This window comes from Oxalobacter vibrioformis, assembly GCF_027118995.1.
Classification (GTDB): Bacteria; Pseudomonadota; Gammaproteobacteria; order Burkholderiales; family Burkholderiaceae_D; genus Oxalobacter; species Oxalobacter vibrioformis.
The window spans coordinates 789,751-807,211 of record NZ_CP098242.1 but is presented as its reverse complement, the minus strand read 5'-3'; the positions used below and the strand labels follow the sequence as shown (position 1 = coordinate 807,211).

Annotated in this window: 20 protein-coding genes; 17 read left to right on the top strand and 3 right to left on the bottom strand. The window is 53.1% G+C overall.

Annotation, left to right across the window (positions count from 1 at the left end; genetic code table 11):
• The first annotated feature begins 332 nt into the window (after positions 1 to 332).
• From NB640_RS04045 to NB640_RS04030, 4 genes are all read left to right on the top strand, one after another.
• Positions 333 to 1,796, top strand: a complete 1,464-nt coding sequence (locus NB640_RS04045; protein WP_269309890.1) for an AlkA N-terminal domain-containing protein — start codon at positions 333 to 335, stop codon at positions 1,794 to 1,796.
• Positions 1,797 to 1,809: 13 nt separating this feature from the next.
• Positions 1,810 to 2,349 (top strand): methylated-DNA--[protein]-cysteine S-methyltransferase, encoded by a 540-nt coding sequence (locus NB640_RS04040; protein ID WP_269309889.1) that lies wholly within the window; start codon positions 1,810 to 1,812, stop codon positions 2,347 to 2,349.
• 461 nt (positions 2,350 to 2,810) lie between these two features.
• Positions 2,811 to 3,335, top strand: coding sequence for a hypothetical protein (locus tag NB640_RS04035; protein WP_269309888.1), 525 nt, complete (start codon positions 2,811 to 2,813; stop codon positions 3,333 to 3,335).
• A gap of 1 nt (position 3,336) precedes the next feature.
• Complete coding sequence (locus tag NB640_RS04030) at positions 3,337 to 3,558, top strand: YMGG-like glycine zipper-containing protein (protein WP_269309887.1); 222 nt, start codon at positions 3,337 to 3,339, stop codon at positions 3,556 to 3,558.
• 63 nt (positions 3,559 to 3,621) lie between these two features.
• Here NB640_RS04030 and NB640_RS04025 read toward each other — a convergent pair whose 3' ends face one another.
• Genes NB640_RS04025 through NB640_RS04015 form a run of 3 tightly spaced genes read right to left on the bottom strand, consistent with a single transcriptional unit; the run spans position 3,622 to position 5,353 of the window.
• Positions 3,622 to 3,834 carry a hypothetical protein gene (locus NB640_RS04025; RefSeq protein WP_269309885.1) on the bottom strand — a complete coding sequence of 71 codons (213 nt, stop codon included), beginning with the start codon at positions 3,832 to 3,834 and terminating at the stop codon, positions 3,622 to 3,624.
• Between the two features lie 20 nt (positions 3,835 to 3,854).
• On the bottom strand, positions 3,855 to 5,162 hold the full coding sequence (locus NB640_RS04020) for a lysozyme inhibitor LprI family protein (RefSeq protein WP_269309884.1): 1,308 nt from the start codon (positions 5,160 to 5,162) through the stop codon (positions 3,855 to 3,857).
• An 11-nt stretch (positions 5,163 to 5,173) separates the two neighbouring features.
• On the bottom strand, positions 5,174 to 5,353 hold the full coding sequence (locus tag NB640_RS04015) for a hypothetical protein (RefSeq protein ID WP_269309883.1): 180 nt from the start codon (positions 5,351 to 5,353) through the stop codon (positions 5,174 to 5,176).
• 77 nt (positions 5,354 to 5,430) lie between these two features.
• Between NB640_RS04015 and ndhC the strand changes: the two genes are divergently transcribed.
• The 13 genes from ndhC to aroC are packed head-to-tail and all read left to right on the top strand — an operon-like array spanning position 5,431 to position 17,441.
• A complete protein-coding gene (gene ndhC / locus NB640_RS04010; RefSeq protein WP_269310389.1) occupies positions 5,431 to 5,754 on the top strand; it encodes an NADH-quinone oxidoreductase subunit A in 324 nt (107 codons plus the stop codon).
• 1 nt (position 5,755) lies between these two features.
• Positions 5,756 to 6,232, top strand: a complete 477-nt coding sequence (locus tag NB640_RS04005) for a NuoB/complex I 20 kDa subunit family protein (RefSeq protein WP_269310388.1) — start codon at positions 5,756 to 5,758, stop codon at positions 6,230 to 6,232.
• A 15-nt stretch (positions 6,233 to 6,247) separates the two neighbouring features.
• Positions 6,248 to 6,844: an NADH-quinone oxidoreductase subunit C gene (locus NB640_RS04000; protein ID WP_269309882.1), complete on the top strand. Its 597-nt coding sequence runs from the start codon at positions 6,248 to 6,250 to the stop codon at positions 6,842 to 6,844.
• Positions 6,844 to 8,097 carry an NADH-quinone oxidoreductase subunit D gene (locus NB640_RS03995; RefSeq protein ID WP_269309881.1) on the top strand — a complete coding sequence of 418 codons (1,254 nt, stop codon included), beginning with the start codon at positions 6,844 to 6,846 and terminating at the stop codon, positions 8,095 to 8,097. The genes NB640_RS04000 and NB640_RS03995 overlap by 1 nt, the downstream gene beginning before the upstream one ends.
• Before the next feature lie 14 nt (positions 8,098 to 8,111).
• On the top strand, positions 8,112 to 8,591 hold the full coding sequence (gene nuoE / locus NB640_RS03990; RefSeq protein ID WP_269309880.1) for an NADH-quinone oxidoreductase subunit NuoE: 480 nt from the start codon (positions 8,112 to 8,114) through the stop codon (positions 8,589 to 8,591).
• A complete protein-coding gene (gene nuoF / locus NB640_RS03985; RefSeq protein ID WP_269309879.1) occupies positions 8,588 to 9,877 on the top strand; it encodes an NADH-quinone oxidoreductase subunit NuoF in 1,290 nt (429 codons plus the stop codon). Before nuoE ends, nuoF begins: the two co-directional genes overlap by 4 nt.
• Positions 9,878 to 9,887: 10 nt before the next feature.
• Entirely contained in the window at positions 9,888 to 12,221 is a 2,334-nt protein-coding gene (gene nuoG, locus NB640_RS03980; protein WP_269309878.1) for an NADH-quinone oxidoreductase subunit NuoG, read from the top strand.
• Complete coding sequence (nuoH, locus tag NB640_RS03975; RefSeq protein WP_269310387.1) at positions 12,221 to 13,294, top strand: NADH-quinone oxidoreductase subunit NuoH; 1,074 nt, start codon at positions 12,221 to 12,223, stop codon at positions 13,292 to 13,294. The genes nuoG and nuoH overlap by 1 nt, the downstream gene beginning before the upstream one ends.
• A 20-nt stretch (positions 13,295 to 13,314) precedes the next feature.
• Positions 13,315 to 13,806: an NADH-quinone oxidoreductase subunit NuoI gene (gene nuoI, locus NB640_RS03970; protein ID WP_269309877.1), complete on the top strand. Its 492-nt coding sequence runs from the start codon at positions 13,315 to 13,317 to the stop codon at positions 13,804 to 13,806.
• A gap of 21 nt (positions 13,807 to 13,827) precedes the next feature.
• Positions 13,828 to 14,472 (top strand): NADH-quinone oxidoreductase subunit J, encoded by a 645-nt coding sequence (locus NB640_RS03965; RefSeq protein WP_269309876.1) that lies wholly within the window; start codon positions 13,828 to 13,830, stop codon positions 14,470 to 14,472.
• On the top strand, positions 14,469 to 14,777 hold the full coding sequence (gene nuoK / locus NB640_RS03960; protein WP_269309875.1) for an NADH-quinone oxidoreductase subunit NuoK: 309 nt from the start codon (positions 14,469 to 14,471) through the stop codon (positions 14,775 to 14,777). Before NB640_RS03965 ends, nuoK begins: the two co-directional genes overlap by 4 nt.
• Positions 14,778 to 14,787: 10 nt before the next feature.
• Positions 14,788 to 16,317, top strand: a complete 1,530-nt coding sequence (nuoN, locus tag NB640_RS03955; RefSeq protein ID WP_269309874.1) for an NADH-quinone oxidoreductase subunit NuoN — start codon at positions 14,788 to 14,790, stop codon at positions 16,315 to 16,317.
• Between the two features lie 8 nt (positions 16,318 to 16,325).
• The gene (gene aroC, locus NB640_RS03950) at positions 16,326 to 17,441 is read left to right on the top strand and encodes a chorismate synthase (protein WP_269309873.1); all 1,116 of its coding nucleotides are present in this window, start codon (positions 16,326 to 16,328) and stop codon (positions 17,439 to 17,441) included.
• Positions 17,442 to 17,461 lie beyond the last annotated feature (20 nt).

Below are 17,461 nucleotides of genomic sequence, written 5' to 3'. Positions count from 1 at the left end.
GCATCATGTAAAGCGAATAAATGAGTCAATTGTCAAACCCGACATAATCGGGATACGGCGTATTCGTGACGAAGTTTGTCAATGAAAGTGTACTTTCCCGGATGCTTCAGTAACAGGATGATTTTGCTTTATGATCTGACGAATTGCCTCAAGATTGAACTCTTCTCTATATTTCATATTGCTCATAAGCTCTTCTTTCGCAAGAATATTATGAGGCAATAATCTGTCTACTAAACTCTGGTCGATTTATCATGACAAAATCATGAGCATGTCCGAAAATGGCGAGTATTTCCCCGGAAAGAAGCGGATACTTTCCTTTAAAGAGGAGGGGTATGTTAAAAGGTGAAGAAAAAGTATGGTATGCGGCATTCAAGGCAAAGGATACCCGCTTTGACGGCCGTTTCTTTATCGGCGTGTCTTCCACGGGAATTTATTGCCGGCCGGTATGCCGTGCAAGGCTGCCAAAAGCGGAAAATTGTACTTTTTATGTCTCGGCTTCAGCAGCTGAGCAGGCAGGCTATCGCCCGTGCCTCTTGTGCCGTCCTGAACTCGCCCCCGGAAATGCACCTGTTGATGCGGTTTCTTCCCTGGCACGCAGGGCGGCAGGACTGCTGGAAGCGGATTACGGAAGTGAGCAAGGTATTGAAAAACTGGCTGATCGGCTTGGCTGCTCAAGCCGCCATTTGCGCAGGGCGTTTGCAGCAGAGTACAGCGTTTCTCCTGTGCAATATCTGCAAACGTGCCGGTTGCTTCTGGCTAAAAGCCTGTTGACGGACACGAATCTACCGGTAATCAGTGTGGCTATGGCGGCAGGATTCGGCAGTTTGCGGCGCTTCAATGCGCTTTTTAAAAAGCAGTACGGCCTTGCTCCGACGGCAATGCGGAAACAGGTCACCGGCAACAGCAGTCATGATACCCATGTCACACTGACATTGGGCTATCGTCCGCCGTACCAGTGGAAACAGATACTGGATTTTCTTGCCGGGCGTGTCATTGCCGGTGTAGAGAAAGTCGTTGATGATGAATATTTCCGCACGGTCCGGCTTGACGCGGGAGACGGACAGCCTGTGTATGGCTGGATAAAAGTCGGGCATCGTCCCCAAAAAAATGCCCTGGCCGTTACCGTGAGTGCAACGCTGTTGCCGGTGTTGTCCCAGGTTCTGGATCGGGTTCGTCATTTGTTTGACTTATGCTGCGATCCGGATGCGATAGTCGAAACCCTTGCGGTAATGAACAGTATCCGCCCCGGCCTTTGTGTACCGGGTATTCGTTTACCGGGCTGTTTCGATACCTTTGAAATGACGGTGCGTGCCGTGTTGGGACAGCAGATTACCGTGAAAGCAGCTGGGACACTGGCAACGAGGCTTGCACAGGTTTATGGGACAGCTGTCGATACCGGAATAAAGGGCCTCACACATGTTTTTCCTTCGCCGGAGACCCTCCTGTCGCTACAGGGACAGATAGCGGATCATCTCGGTTTGCTGGGGATTACCCGCGCCAGGGCAAACACGATCCTTGGGCTCGCAAAAACACTGGCAGAAGGCGAGATTGATTTGAGGTTTTGCGCTGAACCGCAAGCCGAGCTGGAAAAGCTGATGATGATACCCGGTATAGGGGCATGGACGGCGCAATATATCGCTATGCGGGCGATCGGGTGGCCGGATGCTTTTCCGCATACGGATTATGGTGTCAAAAAGGCGCTGTCTTCCCATGTGTCGGCCGAGATTCTGGTGTTGGCCGAATCATGGCGTCCCTGGCGCAGTTACGCGACGATCAATTTGTGGAATACATTATAAAAAGGAGACAGTCATGTTTTATCTGACAACCTGTTCATCCCCTCTTGGCAGGATTACGCTGGCAAGTGATGGCGCTCATCTGGTCGGCTTGTGGATCAAGGGACAGAAATACTTTGGGGCTTCTCTTGATGATAATGTGGCAGAAAAACCGGATTTGCCGGTATTTTCTCGTGCAAGGAAATGGCTTGATGCGTATTTTGCCGGTGAAAAGCCGCCCGTTTCCGGTTTGCCTCTGGCGCCACATGGCGGAAGGTTTCGCAAGGCTGTGTGGGATATCCTGTGTGATATTCCCTACGGGGAGTATATGACTTACGGGGAAATTGCCAGGAAAATGGCATCCCGCATGAACAAAAAAAGCATGTCCAGCCAGGCGGTTGGCGGTGCAGTGGGACACAATCCCATCTCTATTATCATTCCTTGTCACCGGGTAGTCGGAAGTAATGGAAGTCTGACCGGATATGCGGGGGGCATCAGCAAAAAAATCAGGCTGCTTGAACTGGAGGGGGTTGATACCTCTCGTTTTTCTGTTCCGGCCAAAGGCACGGCTTTGTGATTGATGCCTGTATGTTATCCTGCCGACCGCCCCTTTGAACGGCACTCTCCCTGAGATAAAAAGATATGATTTTTCTCATTTTCACGTTTCACTGGAAAGATAAAGTACTGCCTTTACTGTTATAGTTCAGGCAATTATGCCAACTGCAGGTTAGACAAGGAGTGAAACAGTAATGAAGCGAAATCTCAGGATGAAAAAACAGCGTCATCTTGTTATCGTATGGGCGTTGGCACTTTTATCCATGTATCCCGTTTCTCCAATTCTTATCATTTCATGATTGCACGGCTCAATTGATTCGTCTGTTGCCTGAAGTTGGTAACTATATCATTTGAAATGTTTTATTTTCTGTTTGTTGTATTAAAATCAATTCAGGGATCAGTCTGCTGCATGGTCCCGGGTACGGGGTTTTTATTATGGATAATCATCTCTTGAATGATCCGACAATATTTTAGGGAGGGACTATGAGAATAAAGACAATGGCAGGTTGTCTGTGCGGTTTGCCTCTTGCCTTGGCATTACTGTTTTCGTCACCGATGGCACTGGCCCAGGAGACTGCAGTAAAAGCTGAGGCCAAAGCTGCGGTAACACAGAAGGATGCGCTCGATTTTCCCGTGATGACGCTTCAGCACTGGAAAGAAGGGGCAACTGAAGCGCGTTACGGTTTTCTGATCGGGTTTACCTCTGCGATTGAAATGGAAAAACAGTGGCAGGGGAAAAAACCGCTGAAACTGGAGGACAGCCTTGTCAATACCTGGGTCAGGGGATTCGATGGCGTTACCCTGAAAAACATTTACGACAATATTGAGGCTTATGTTGCCGCCAACCCTGATAATCTCCAGCTTTCACTGGTAGAGTACCTCTGGTATGCCTATGCACAGCCGCAGGTTAAGGAAAAGGTCAGTAAGGCCAAACTGAACAGCCTGAATTACAAGGCAGAGAAAAGGCCGTTGAAAAATATTAAGCCTGCCGCCAGGGGAGGAAACTGATATGAAAAAAATGACAACAATGACACTGGTGGCCTGCTTTGCTGCGCTGGTTGGCTGTACGAATATGAGCAGTGGGCAGCAGGGAGCACTGTCCGGCGCAGCAGTTGGTGCTGCTGCGGGTGCCGGTATTGGCGCGCTGACAGGGGGACACGCCGGAACAGGCGCCCTGATTGGTGGCGCATTGGGTGGTGTTGCGGGTGGTATTTATGGCCACAACAAGTAACGCCGGTTGCTGGTAAAACCAAAAGCGGATCAATGGATCCGCTTTTTTATTTGCGCGTCGCTTTCATTCTTTTTTTGACAGTTCCCTGATCCGGTTTTGCGCATAGATGCTGTCGTATTCCCCCATGCACATTTCGTTGATCCACAACCCGTTTTCCGCGTCAATCATGGCGCTCATACCGGACAATCGGATGCTGATGAGTGTTTCTTCACGGGACAAGGCATCCTCAGCTGTTGTCTGATATTCCTCGAGCAGGCTGCGTGGTGTCAGGGGCATGATCTTTTGCTTTTTCCGGTTCAGAAGGACAGGTTATTTCTGATCGGGATTACCGTAAAGCCCACCGGGTCAGGCAGGCTGTCCGAATCCATCAAATTTCCCTTGTCATCATAACGGCTGTAGCCTTTGCCGATAACATGGCTGCGAACAGTGTAATTCCCCGGTGCCGTGGCATCCGGGTTGGGAATGATGAGGCGCATCTCGTCATTATTGAGGTAAATGAGCGATGGTTCGCCGCGCTGGGCAGTATACAGAATTTGCCATTCCCGATGGGCCGTGTTGTACCGGAAGGTAAAAATATTGATGAAATTGGACCAGAATTCACCGCTGATCAGCAGCACCTTTTCCTTTTCGCCGGCACAGCTGATTCTTACCTGGCTGCCACGGGAATGTTCAAGCGCTTCATAAGGCTTGACAATACTCTCTCCGGCAAAGAGGCTTAAGGGCCGCAGCCCTTTTTTACTTTCAATGTAATAGATATGGGAATCACCCACCGGTTGGCTTCGCAAAACGCGCAGGGTCTGTGAGTGGTCTTCACCCAATTCGCAGGAAGCCACGTTTTCAAAGGTGGCATCCCCGGCAGGGACGGGCATATCGGCCCGGACGTAAAGTCCCGTGATGTCTGTTCCCTGGGGACAGTATTGTGTGCCCTCACTGATTTCCACCCGTGCGCGGTATCCCTGGTCGTAAGGGATAATGGTGCCGGCAACCGGGTGGGTTCCTGTGGTATGGAAGGTGACGGTTCCGTTTTCATGCCTGGCGGATTCCGTATTGATTTCGCACTGGACAGGGTTTTCATCATGCCGGGTGAGGATAATGATATGCGTGTGACCGTCTTCATAGTGCCATACCCGCATGAAGCCAGTCATGGCATGCCCGGGGGTGAGCTGGTACTGATGATAGGAAAGAACCCGCCCTTTTTTGGTAATGGCATCCAGCAGGCGGACACGCTCTTTAGCCTGGGAGATCAATTCCCGGTTAAATGCCGGAGACCCCGGCGCACCTTTTATAAGCGCCTGGGCACGGCTTGCCTTGTCCCATGCCTGCTGCTCACGGGACAGCAGTCCGGCTTCAGTGGTTTTTTCACCCAGTGCTTTTTTTGCTGCCTGATAGGCAGTTTGAAGCCGTTTTTCCGCCTTTTTCAGTTCCTGGGTGGATATGACCTGCGCCTGCCACTGGTCGTATGAGGTGACATCGCTTTGGGCTATTGCGAAAACAGGCAGTGCTGCCAGAAAAGGCAGAATCGAGAAACAGAAGAGGCGGGCACAGATTTTCATGAGGGTCTCTATCCATTCGGTCAATGCGGATGACAGCGCTTTTCGTATCAAATATTTTACCGTTACATCAGTGGTACGGGGTGATTTTGATCTTTTGGGAAAAGCCATTCACGTGTATCATATAACCTTAGTATGAATGTTGATGGTTTTTCACTTTTTTCAGGCCGTTGCGCATCTTCCGGCTGCTTCCTGAACAGGCCCGATGCCTGTTTGAGCAAGGCAGATCCGATGCTTTTTTTCATTGTTCTTTCGACATCAAGGCCTTCAGGCAGGGGCGGCTTACGTGATCACTGAAACTTATTTCCCCGTCCTTCTGTTCATGCTGGTTGGCGTGGCTTTCGGAGGATTTTCCCTGCTGATGGGGCGACTGCTTGGCCCTCATCATCCCGATATGGAAAAAAATGCACAATACGAGTGCGGATTCCCTGCTTTTGATGACGCGCGAGTCAAGTTTGATGTGCGTTACTATCTGATTGCAATTCTTTTTATTCTGTTTGATCTGGAAACAGCGTTTCTTTTTCCATGGGCTGCCGCCATGCGCGATGTCGGTCTGGCAGGCCTGATTGCCATGCTGGTTTTTATTGCCGAGTTGGCCATCGGGCTCTGGTACATATGGAAAAGAGGGGCGCTTGACTGGGAGTGATATGGCGCTGGATGGTTTGTTCAATGAAGGATTCATAACGACCTCACTTGATACGGTGATCAACTGGGGGCGAACCAGCTCGCTGTGGCCGGTATCTTTTGGCCTGGCCTGCTGTGCGATTGAAATGATGCATGCCAGTGCCTCACGCTATGACCTGGACCGGTATGGCACGTTTTACCGGCCGACGCCCCGGCAATCCGATGTGATGATCGTGGCCGGAACGCTGTGCAACAAGATGGCGCCGGCCCTGAGAAGGGTTTATGACCAGATGGCTGAGCCGCGCTGGGTGATTTCGATGGGGTCATGCGCCAATGGCGGTGGTTATTATCATTACTCTTATTCCGTTGTGCGCGGCTGCGACCGGATCGTTCCTGTGGATGTTTATGTGCCGGGTTGTCCCCCGACAGCCGAGGCGCTCCTGTATGCCTTCATCCAGTTGAAAAACAAGATCAAGCGTACGAATACCATTGCACGATAGGATCAGGCAAAGCACATGACCAAAAGACTCAAACAGTTACAGGAAACGCTGCGGGAACATCTTGGCGACCGTATCCGTTCGTGTACCTGCCTGCTGGGAGAGGTTACCCTGGTTGTTGATGTTGCCGATTACCGTGATGTTATGCAGATGCTCAAAGAGACGCCTGCGCTGTCATTTGAAGAGCTGATTGACCTGTGTGGCATGGACTATGCGGAATATGGCAATGGCGCATATGAGGGGCCGCGCTATGCGGTTGTGGTCCACCTGCTTTCCCTGGCGCATAATCGGCGCTTGCGTGTGCGCGTGTTTGTCCCGGATGAAAATATGCCACTGGTGTCGACAGTGACCGGTATCTGGCCGGCAGCCAACTGGTTTGAACGCGAGGCATTTGACCTGTTTGGCATCCTGTTTGAGGGACATCCCGATCTGCGGCGGATTCTGACCGATTATGGTTTTGTCGGGCATCCGTTGAGAAAGGATTTTCCGGTTCATGGCTTCGTTGAAATGCGCTATGACGAAGAAAAACGCAAGGTTGTTTACCAGCCGGTGACAATTGAACAGCGTGAAATTACCCCCCGTGTGATCCGGGAAGATGATTACGGCAGACGATAATGGTTGAAATCAGGAATTACACGGTTAATTTTGGCCCGCAGCATCCCGCGGCCCACGGGGTATTGCGGCTGATTCTTGAGCTGGATGGTGAGGTTATCCAGCATGCCGATCCGCATATCGGCATGCTTCATCGCGGAACCGAAAAACTGGCGGAGCAGAAAACCTGGCTGCAGGTTTTGCCCTACATGGATCGGCTGGATTATGTTTCCATGATGGCTAATGAACATGCCTATGTCCTGGCGGTGGAGAAGCTTCTGGGCGTTGAAGTGCCGATTCGTGCACAGTATATCCGCGTCATGTTTGACGAGATTACCCGTCTGCTTAATCACCTGCTTTTTCTTGGGGCGCAGGCACTGGATGTGGGTGCCATGGCGGTTTTTCTGTATACCTACCGGGAAAGGGAAGACCTGTTTGATTGCTATGAGGCAGCCAGTGGTGCCCGCATGCATGCAACCTATTACCGCCCGGGCGGTGTGAATCGCGATCTGCCCGATACCATGCCCCAATATCAGCAGACGCACCTGAACAAGGAAAAACGGCTCAGGGCATTAAATGCCAACCGGCAGGGATCGCTGCTGGATTTCATTGAGGATTTCACCAACCGTTTCCCCGGATATGTGGATGAATATGAAACGCTGCTGACAGACAATCGTATCTGGAAACAGCGCCTGGTCGGGGTGGGTGTGATTTCGCCCGAAGAGGCGATGGCTGCCGGTTTTACCGGCCCGATGCTGCGGGGCTCCGGTGTGGAGTGGGATCTCCGGAAAAAGCAGCCTTATGAAGTGTATGACCGGATGGATTTTGCCATACCGGTCGGGACCAACGGGGATTGCTATGACCGCTACCTGGTTCGTGTGGAAGAGATGCGCCAGTCCAACCGGATTATCCGGCAGTGTATTGACTGGCTTCGCAACAATCCCGGACCGGTCATGACATCTGACCGGAAGGTGGCGCCGCCAAAACGGGAGGAAATGAAAACCGGCATGGAAGAAATGATCCATCATTTCAAGCTGTTTTCGGAAGGATTTCACGTGCCGCCAGGTGAAGTTTATGCTGCGGTGGAGGCCCCCAAGGGGGAGTTTGGCATTTATGTGGTGTCTGACGGGGCAAACAAGCCCTATCGCATGAAAATCCGTTCGCCGGGATTTGTCCACCTGCAGAATCTGGGCAATCTTATCAAGGGGCACCTGATTGCCGATGCGGTATCGGTTATCGGCAATATTGATATCGTTTTCGGGGAAATTGACCGTTAAGGTGGAGAAGAAAAATGAAACTCAGTGATGCGGCTTACGAAAAAATCGAGCGGGAAATTGCAAAATTCCCTGCCGGGAAGAAGCGGTCGGCAGCGATAGCAGCCATGGCAATCGCACAGGACGAAACCCGCTGGCTTTCACCTGAAATCATGCAGGAAATTGCAGACTATCTGGATGTGCCGGTCATTGCCATTGAGGAAATTGCCAGTTTTTACAGCATGTTTGATACCAGCCCCGTGGGCAAATACAAGATAACGGTCTGCACCAACCTGCCCTGTGAATTTTCCGGCAGCATACAGGCTGCCCAGCACCTGCAGATCAGGCTGGGCATCGGTTTTGGTGAAACCACGCATGATGGCATGTTTACCCTGATTGAAGGGGAATGTATGGGGTCGTGCGGGGATGGCCCTGTCCTGCTGATTAACAACAAGCGCATGCATATGCGCATGTCGAATGGCAAGATTGATCGCCTCCTGGAGGAGTTGAAAAAATGACCTGCCTGCATGGCCGCCACATCCAGCCCCTGCTGCTTGCCGGATTGAACGGCAGCAACTGGCGGCTGGCAGATTATGCGGGCCGTGGCGGGTATGCCGTTTTTGAGAGGATACTCACAGAAGGGGTGCCACCTGAAGCGATTATTGCCGAGATTACGACGTCATCTCTTCGGGGACGGGGGGGCGCGGCTTTTCCGACCGGCTTGAAGTGGGGGTTCATGCCGCGCGATTATGCGGGTCAGAAATACCTCATCTGCAATGCGGATGAAAGTGAGCCGGGGTCATTCAAGGATAAGGATATCCTGCGCTATAACCCGCATGCCATCATTGAGGGGATGCTGATAGCGGCTTATGCCATGGGGGCCAGTGTGGGATACAACTATATCCATGGCGAGATATGGGCGGAATACGAACGGTTTGAGGAAGCGATTGAAGAAGCCCGGGCCGCCGGATTTGTCGGGCAAAATCTGCTGGGAACGGCTTTCAGTTTTGAGCTGCATGCCTTTCATGGCTTTGGCGCCTATGTCTGCGGGGAAGAAACCGCGCTGCTGGAATCGATGGAAGGCAAGCGGGGGCAGCCCCGCTTCAGGCCGCCTTTCCCGGCAACCCGTGGCCTGTATGGACAGCCCACGACCGTAAACAATGTGGAAACCCTGGCCTATGTGCCTTTTATCCTGAAAATGGGCGGAAAGGCCTATGCGGATCTGGGCAGGGCCAACAATGGCGGCATGAAAATTTTTTCGGTTTCCGGGGATGTTGTTTCGCCCGGAAATTATGAAGTGCCGATGGGAACGCCATTTTCAGAATTACTGAAAATGGCGGGCGGCATGCGTGATGGCAAACAAATCAAGGCGGTGATTCCGGGGGGGGCATCTTCTCCCGTCGTACCGGGTCCCCTCATGATGCAAACGGCGATGGATTATGATTCCCTCCTTGAGGCCGGTTCCATGCTGGGCTCCGGTGGGGTGATTGTCCTGAATGAAACGCGCTGCATGGTAGCGGCATTGCTGAGGCTGGCGTATTTCTTTTACGATGAGTCCTGCGGACAGTGCACCCCATGCAGGGAAGGGACCGGCTGGATGTACCGCATCATCCAGCGAATGGAGCAGGGACAGGGCCGGCCTGAAGACATGGACCTGCTTGATTCTGTTGCGGCCAACATTCAGGGGCGGACAATCTGTGCACTGGGTGATGCTGCCGCCATGCCGGTCAGGTCTTTCCTGAAACATTTCAGGGGGGAATTCGAGCATCATATTACCTACAGACAATGTCTGGTTTTTGGTTGAATGGGCAATTGTGAAAGATCCGGTTGACATTGAAATTGACGGAAAGTGGCTGAAGGCCGAGCGCGGAGCCAATGTGCTCGAGGTAGCGCTTGAGGCGGGCCTGCAGATTCCGCATTTCTGTTATCACAAGAAGCTGTCCATTACGGCCAGTTGCCGGATGTGCATGGTGGATGTGGATGGTTCGCCGCGCCCCCAGCCTTCCTGCGCCACGCCGGTTGCCCTCGGCATGGTTGTTCATACCCATACGCATCGGGTGATAGAGGCGCAGAAAGCCGTCATGGAATTCCTCCTGATTAATCATCCGCTGGATTGTCCGATTTGCGACCAGGCCGGTGAGTGCCGGCTTCAGGACCTGTCAGTGGGCTATGGTGCCGGGGTTTCCCGCTACCAGGAAGAAAAGCGCGTCGTTCTCTATAAAGAGGCCGGACCGCTTGTGTCCATGCAGGAAATGAACCGCTGTATTCATTGCACCCGCTGCATTCGTTTTGGCGAGGAAATTGCCGGCATTCAGGAACTGGGTATGCTGAACCGTTCGGACCATGCAGAAATTGCACTGGCGGTCGACCGGATCATAACGTCTGAATTGTCGGGCAACATGATTGACCTTTGCCCGGTTGGCGCCATCACGTCAAAGCCTTTCCGCTTCAAGGCGCGTAACTGGGAATTGGTGCGCCACCATGCCATCAGCCCGCATGACAGCCTCGGCTCCAATCTGATTGTCCAGACACGGGATAACCGGGTCATGCGGATTTTGCCTGAAGAAAATGAAGCCATCAACGAGTGCTGGATTTCAGATCGTGACCGTTTTTCCTATGAGGGGCTCTATAGCGATCAAAGGCTCACACGACCCATGGTCAAACAGGATAACCAGTGGATTGAGACCGACTGGGCTACGGCGCTGGACTATATTGTTCACGGACTGAAGGATATTCGCGCAGACGACGGAGCAGATGCCATTGCCGCACTGGCATCACCGCAGGCGACGCTGGAAGAAATGCAGCTCCTGAAAAAACTTATGAATGGTCTCGGATCCTCAAATGTGGATTGCCGCCTTCGCCGGATGGATTTCTCTCTCGATGGAAAGATGACCCCCTGGCTGGGTATGCCGGTGACCGATATTGATGGACTGGACAGTGCTTTTATCATTGGCTCGTTTCTCCGGAAGGAACAGCCGGTCATGGCGATCCGTTTTCGCCGGGCTGCCGGGCGCGGGGCGGTTATCAGCAGCCTGCACGGGGTGGATGATGACTGGCTGATGCCGGTTTCCCACAAGCTGATTGCCGCACCGTCGCAATGGCCTGCCATGCTTGCCCAGGTGCTGGTTGCCGTTGCAGCGATAAAAGGCATGCCGATACCGGAAGGATTTGAACATATTGTGCCGTCTGATGCGGCCAGGGGAATTGCGGACACACTGCTTGAAGCGGGCAATCACGCCATTTTCATGGGGAATGTGGCGGCGCAGCATCCAAAGATGTCAGAACTGCATACCATGGCCGAGTGGCTGGCGAAAAATACCGGGGCAAAATTGGGATATCTGATGGATGGCGCCAACATGGTCGGCGGCACTTTGGTCAACAGCAATGGTCCCGCTAACGCCAATGCCGGAAAAATTCTCAAGAGATGCCACCAGGCTTACCTGCTTTTGCACGCCGAACCGGAACTGGATGTCGTTGATCCCCTGTTGACCCGGAAGAATTTTTTCAAGGCGAAAATGATTGTTGTCATGTCACCTTACCGGCATAGTGCGGATTATGCGGATGTCATGTTGCCCATATCCCCTTTTACTGAAACTTCCGGCACGTATGTGAACTGTGAGGGGCGCATGCAGAGCTTTCAGGGAGCCGTCAGGCCCCTGGGCGAAGCACGTCCTGCCTGGAAGGTACTCCGCGTCCTGGGCAATCTCCTGGAACTGGACGGGTTTGAATACGACAGTTCAGAAGACGTTCGTGATGCCTTTCTGGAAGAAATCGGTAGAGATATCAGTGGCAGGCTGAATAATTTTTCAGGCGTGCCGCCTGTGTACACACCAACTGAACCGATGGAACTGGAGCGGCTGACGGATGTGTCTGTCTGTTTTTCCGACCCGATTGCACGCCGGGCAACGTCTTTGCAGAAGACACAGGCTGATATGACCAACCGGGTTGATCTCCCCCTGGCAGTATGCGAAAAATTCGGGATCAAGGCCAATGATTTTGTCACCGTTCGCCAGGGGCAGGGCAACGTGCTGTTAAACGCCATGCCCGACAAGACCTTGCCGGATAATGTGGTACGGGTTTATGGGGGACATGTGTCCACTGCCATGCTGGGACCGATGTTCGGGCCGCTTCAGGTGAGGCCGTCATGATGACTGAAATCCTCGCCCTGATCCATGCCCATGGCCAGCAGTTTTTCGGGAAATTCTGGTTTCCCGTCTGGACGATGGTCAAGCTGGGTTTTGTGCTGGGGCCGATTCTGGGTCTTATCGCCTATCTGACCCTTTGGGAACGGAAAATGATTGGCTGGATGCATGTGCGTATCGGACCGGACCGGACCGGGCCATTCGGACTTTTGCAGCCGGTTGCCGATGGTATCAAGCTGATTCTGAAAGAAATCATCGTGCCGGAAAAAGCCGACAAAAAGCTTTTTTACCTGGCACCGGTGCTTGCCATGGCGCCCGCGCTTGCTGCCTGGGCCGTGATTCCTTTTGGACCGGAAATGGTGCTGGCTGACCTCAATGCCGGTGTCCTGTTTTTCATGACAATTACCTCTATCGGCGTTTATGGCGTGATCGTGGCGGGATGGGCATCAAATTCAAAATACGCGTTTTTAGGCGCCATGCGTGCGGCAGCCCAGATGATTTCCTTCGGCATCCCGATGGGGTTTGTCCTGGTGACGGTCCTGATGGTTTCGGGCAGCACAAATCTTTCAGACATTGTGGCGGCGCAGAACAGGGGCTTTTTCGCCGGGCATGGTTTGGGTATTTTTTCGTGGAACTGGCTGCCGCTTTTACCCCTGTACGTGATTTTCATCATTTCCAGCCTTGCCGAGACAGCACGCCATCCTTTTGATGCGGTTGAAGGGGAATCCGAAATTGTCGGCGGGCATATGGTTGAATATTCCGGCATCGGGTTTGGCCTGTTTTTCATGGCCGAATATGCCAACATGATTCTTTTTTCCGCCATGGCAGCTATCCTCTTTCTTGGCGGATGGCTGCCGCCGGTGGACTGGGCTGTGCTGTCATGGGTGCCGGGGTGGATCTGGCTGGGGGCAAAGACATTCGTTGTGGTTTCCACCTTTATCTGGGTCAGGGGAACGTTCCCGCGCTACCGTTATGACCATACCATGCGGCTGGGCTGGAAAGTGTTTCTTCCCATTACACTGGGTTATCTGGTGCTGGTGGCGTGCTGGATGCACTCGCCTTTCAATATCTGGGCCTGATGAGGGGAAAAAACAGGGCCATGATGAAAGCGATCAGAAAATTTTTCAGCACTTTCCTGCTTGTCGAGCTGGCAAAAGGGCTTGCCGTGACAGCGCGCTACCTGTTTTCGCGCAAGGTGACGGTCCAGTATCCGGAAGAGAAGACGCCGCTTTCCCCGCGCTTTCGCGGCATGCATGCCTTGAGGCGCTATCCGAATGGTGAAGAGCGCTGCATTGCCTGCAAATTATGTGAGTCTGTCTGTCCTGCCCTGGCGATCACGATTGAATCCGATAGTCGTGAAGACGGAACGCGAAGGACAGTGCGTTACGATATCGACCAGAACAAATGCATTTTCTGCGGCCTTTGTGAAGAAGCATGCCCGGTTGATGCGATTGTGCAGACACAGCTGTTTGAATATGTGAGCCACAGCAGAAGCGGGCTGTATTTTACGAAGGAAGAGCTGCTGGCAGTAGGCGACAGGTATGAAGACGATATCGCCAGCGCAAGGGAAGCGGATGCGCCTTATCGATAAAGACACAGGTTTGATCTGAATATGGAATTTCAAACGATATTGTTTTACGGGTTTTCGGCCATACTGGTCCTGGCCGCGCTGCGTGTCATCACGGCGCGCAACCCGGTGCATTCCGCGCTTTATCTGGTGCTCTCGTTTTTTTCGGCCGCTGCCATCTGGATTCTCTTGAAGGCGGAATTCCTCGCACTGGTGCTGATGCTGGTTTATGTCGGGGCGGTCATGGTGCTTTTCCTCTTTGTCGTGATGCTGCTGGATGTCAATCTGGCCACGCTCAGGGAAGGATTCCGGCGAAATCTTGCCGTTGCCATCCCGGTCGGTATCCTTATCGTTTTCGAAATAACGATGGTACTGATGAAAGGTTTCTGGGTGGAAGAACCAACGGTACCCAAAGCCTCGGATACGATCGGACTGACCCGCGAACTGGGGCGGGTGCTTTATACCGAGTACCTGTACGCTTTTGAAATCGCGGCTGCGATTCTGGTGGTTGCCATGGTGGCAGCGGTTGCCCTGACATTACGCCGCCGCAGTGATGTGAAATACACATCGGCAGCAGAAGCGGTCAAGGTCACGAAAAGCGACCGGCTGCGTCTGGTTGAGATGGAGGCGGATACCGATTATGGACGCCAGGCGGAAAATAATCCGCCGGATGAGGGAGGAAAAGCATGACGCTGTCTCTTGTCCACTACCTGATCCTGGGCGGCATCCTCTTTGCCATTTCAATCGTCGGTATTTTCGTCAATCGCCGAAATCTGCTTATCCTGCTGATGTCGGTTGAATTGATGCTTTTGGCGGTGAATATGAATTTCGTTGCCTTTTCCCATTATCTGGGGGATGCTGCCGGCCAGATTTTTGTCTTTTTCATCCTGACCGTGGCGGCGGCAGAAACGGCAATCGGCCTGGCGATTCTGGTTGTGCTTTTCCGCAACCTGAATTCCATCAATGTCGACGATCTCGACAGCCTGAAAGGATAGGTGGCATGAGATGAATGACATGAATCTAGCGTTGGCATATCCTGAAATTATCCTGCTTGTTTGCGCATTGGGCATTCTTGTCGTGGATATGTATCTCCCGCAAAAGAGGCGGGCCGTGACCTGGGGGCTTTCCCTTGCTGCGGTTGTTCTTTGTGCGCTCCCCTGTTTTCATCTGCTGCCGGTATCGGAAGTGACATATACCTTTAGCGGCATGTTTGTTTCTGATCCGCTTTCCCGCATGCTCAAGCTGTGTACCTGCCTGGCCATGTTTGTCACACTGGTTTATTCGCGCCGTTATATTGATGAAAGAAGGATGACCGGCGGATTCATCGGCGGCGAGTTTTACGTCCTGGCCCTTTTTTCCCTGCTCGGCCAGATGATTGTCATTTCCGGCGCCAATTTCCTGGTCCTGTATCTGGGCATCGAGCTGATGTCACTGCCGCTTTATGCGCTCACTGCCATGCGCCGCAACGATGTGCGGGTCTCAGAAGCAGCTATCAAGTATTTTATTCTTGGCATGCTTGGCTCCGGTTTTCTCCTGTACGGGATTTCCATGCTGTATGGTGCAACAGGATCCCTGGATTTTGCCGACATACTGAAGGCCTGTGTATCCGGCGAGATCAATGAGACCGTTCTGGTTTTCGGCGTGGTTTTTGTTGTTGCCGGCATGGCGTTCAAGCTGGGGGTGGCACCCTTTCATATGTGGGTGCCCGATGTGTATGAAGGGGCACCGTCATCGGTGACCCTGCTCATTGGCGGTTTGCCCAAGCTGACCGCTTTTGCCCTCTTTTTCCGGGTGCTTGTCGAAGGGATGTGGCCGCTGGTCATCAGTTGGCAGCAGATGCTGATCGTGATGGCTGTCTTGTCCATGGCGATAGGCAATATCATCGCCCTGCGGCAGACCAATCTCAAGCGGATGCTGGCTTATTCGGGTATTGCGCATGGCGGTTTCACCCTGCTGGGCATGCTTTCCGGCGTGTTTGATGGCGCTGTCCTACAGCACACGATTGATGGCTGGAGTGCCGCCTTGTTTTATACCCTGGCTTATGTCCTGGTTTTTTCGGGAGCTTTCGGCGTCATGCTGGCCATGGCGCGGGCCGGTTTTGAGGCTGAGTTGCTTGATGATATGCGCGGGCTGAATAAGAGAAGCCCCTGGCTTGCTTTCATGATGCTGCTTTTCATGCTGTCCATGACAGGATTGCCTCCCCTGATAGGGTTTTATGCCAAGCTGTCTGTTCTTGAGGCGGTGGTGGGTGCCGGCCGAATCTGGCTGGCGGTGATCGCCATTGTGCTGTCCGTCATCGGTGCTTTTTATTATCTGAACGTGGTTCGGCTGATGTATTTTGACGCGCCGTCTGATTCAGAAAAAATTGTCATGTCGGGCGAAGTCCGGGTGATGCTGGTGTTAAACGGCCTGGCGGTCCTGCTGCTGGGTGTTTTTCCCGGCGGCCTGATGAGCTGGTGTGAATCGGTTATTTACCGGGCCCTGTCGCACTCGCTGAGTGAAGGTGTTATTATCACCGTGTTATCTTACCCTTGATTTTTCCCATGTCCGGCAATACATTTGGCAGGCTGTTTACCGTTACCACTTTCGGCGAATCGCACGGAAAAGTGATCGGCTGCATCATCGATGGTTGCCCGCCGGGCATGTACTTGTCCGAGGCTGATATCCAGCCCGAGCTGGATCGCCGGAGGCCGGGCACGTCACGTCATGTCACGCAGCGTAATGAATCTGATACGGTGAAGATTCTTTCCGGCATTTACGAGGGAAAAACAACCGGCGCACCCATAGCGCTCCTTATTGAAAACGAGGATCAGCGCAGCAGTGATTATGGCAACCTGGGCGAGATTTTCCGTCCGGGACATGCCGACTACACTTACTGGCAGAAATACGGTATCCGTGACCCTCGGGGTGGCGGACGCTCGTCTGCACGGCTGACCGCCATGGCGGTGGCTGCGGGTGCGGTTGCCGGAAAATGGCTCCATGAACAATACGGCACGACAGTGAGGGCCTGCCTGAGCCAGCTGGGCGATATCGCGATTCCTTTCCGTTCCTGGGAACTGGCAGGAGACAATCCGTTTTTTGCGCCTACTGATGATGTCTCGTTGCTTGCAGAAATGGAAACAGCAATGGATGCGCTTCGGCGGGAAGGTGACTCAATAGGCGCCCGTGTGGATATGGTGGCACAGCAGGTGCCTGTCGGGCTGGGCGACCCGCTTTACAGCAAGCTCGATGCCATGATCGCCTTTGCCATGATGGGGATTAATGCGGTCAAGGGCGTGGAGATCGGTGCCGGTTTCGACGCGATTGCACAGCGAGGCTCTGAGCATGGCGATGAGCTGACCCCGGACGGGTTTACGGCCAATCGGGCAGGCGGTGTCCTGGGCGGGATTTCAACCGGGCAGGATATCACCGTATCCCTGGCGGTCAAGCCCACCCCTTCCATCCGTCTTCCCCGCCAGTCAATTGATATTCAAGGCAATCCTGTCACAATCGAAACCCACGGCAGGCACGATCCCTGTGTCGGTATCCGGGCGGTGCCGGTTGCCGAAGCCATGCTGAAGCTGGTCTTGATGGATGCGGCGTTGCTCAACCGGGCACAGTGCGGTGATGTGCAGGTCGCCACGCCAAAAATAGCCGGACCGGATATTTCTGTCCGCTAAAAGCCGTGCGCTCAAACGGA

What these genes read in the sequence shown, in the direction of transcription:
- NB640_RS04045 (WP_269309890.1), top strand. Translation starts at nt 333, where the DNA reads ATGTTAAAAGGTGAAGAAAAAGTATGGTATGCGGCATTCAAGGCAAAG.
- NB640_RS04040 (WP_269309889.1), top strand. Translation starts at nt 1,810, where the DNA reads ATGTTTTATCTGACAACCTGTTCATCCCCTCTTGGCAGGATTACGCTG.
- NB640_RS04035 (WP_269309888.1), top strand. Translation starts at nt 2,811, where the DNA reads ATGAGAATAAAGACAATGGCAGGTTGTCTGTGCGGTTTGCCTCTTGCC.
- NB640_RS04030 (WP_269309887.1), top strand. Translation starts at nt 3,337, where the DNA reads ATGAAAAAAATGACAACAATGACACTGGTGGCCTGCTTTGCTGCGCTG.
- NB640_RS04025 (WP_269309885.1), bottom strand. Translation starts at nt 3,834, where the DNA reads ATGCCCCTGACACCACGCAGCCTGCTCGAGGAATATCAGACAACAGCT.
- NB640_RS04015 (WP_269309883.1), bottom strand. Translation starts at nt 5,353, where the DNA reads ATGAAAAAAAGCATCGGATCTGCCTTGCTCAAACAGGCATCGGGCCTG.
- ndhC (WP_269310389.1), top strand. Translation starts at nt 5,431, where the DNA reads ATGCTGGTTGGCGTGGCTTTCGGAGGATTTTCCCTGCTGATGGGGCGA.
- NB640_RS04005 (WP_269310388.1), top strand. Translation starts at nt 5,756, where the DNA reads ATGGCGCTGGATGGTTTGTTCAATGAAGGATTCATAACGACCTCACTT.
- NB640_RS04000 (WP_269309882.1), top strand. Translation starts at nt 6,248, where the DNA reads ATGACCAAAAGACTCAAACAGTTACAGGAAACGCTGCGGGAACATCTT.
- NB640_RS03995 (WP_269309881.1), top strand. Translation starts at nt 6,844, where the DNA reads ATGGTTGAAATCAGGAATTACACGGTTAATTTTGGCCCGCAGCATCCC.
- nuoE (WP_269309880.1), top strand. Translation starts at nt 8,112, where the DNA reads ATGAAACTCAGTGATGCGGCTTACGAAAAAATCGAGCGGGAAATTGCA.
- nuoF (WP_269309879.1), top strand. Translation starts at nt 8,588, where the DNA reads ATGACCTGCCTGCATGGCCGCCACATCCAGCCCCTGCTGCTTGCCGGA.
- nuoH (WP_269310387.1), top strand. Translation starts at nt 12,221, where the DNA reads ATGACTGAAATCCTCGCCCTGATCCATGCCCATGGCCAGCAGTTTTTC.
- nuoI (WP_269309877.1), top strand. Translation starts at nt 13,315, where the DNA reads ATGATGAAAGCGATCAGAAAATTTTTCAGCACTTTCCTGCTTGTCGAG.
- NB640_RS03965 (WP_269309876.1), top strand. Translation starts at nt 13,828, where the DNA reads ATGGAATTTCAAACGATATTGTTTTACGGGTTTTCGGCCATACTGGTC.
- nuoK (WP_269309875.1), top strand. Translation starts at nt 14,469, where the DNA reads ATGACGCTGTCTCTTGTCCACTACCTGATCCTGGGCGGCATCCTCTTT.
- nuoN (WP_269309874.1), top strand. Translation starts at nt 14,788, where the DNA reads ATGAATGACATGAATCTAGCGTTGGCATATCCTGAAATTATCCTGCTT.
- aroC (WP_269309873.1), top strand. Translation starts at nt 16,326, where the DNA reads ATGTCCGGCAATACATTTGGCAGGCTGTTTACCGTTACCACTTTCGGC.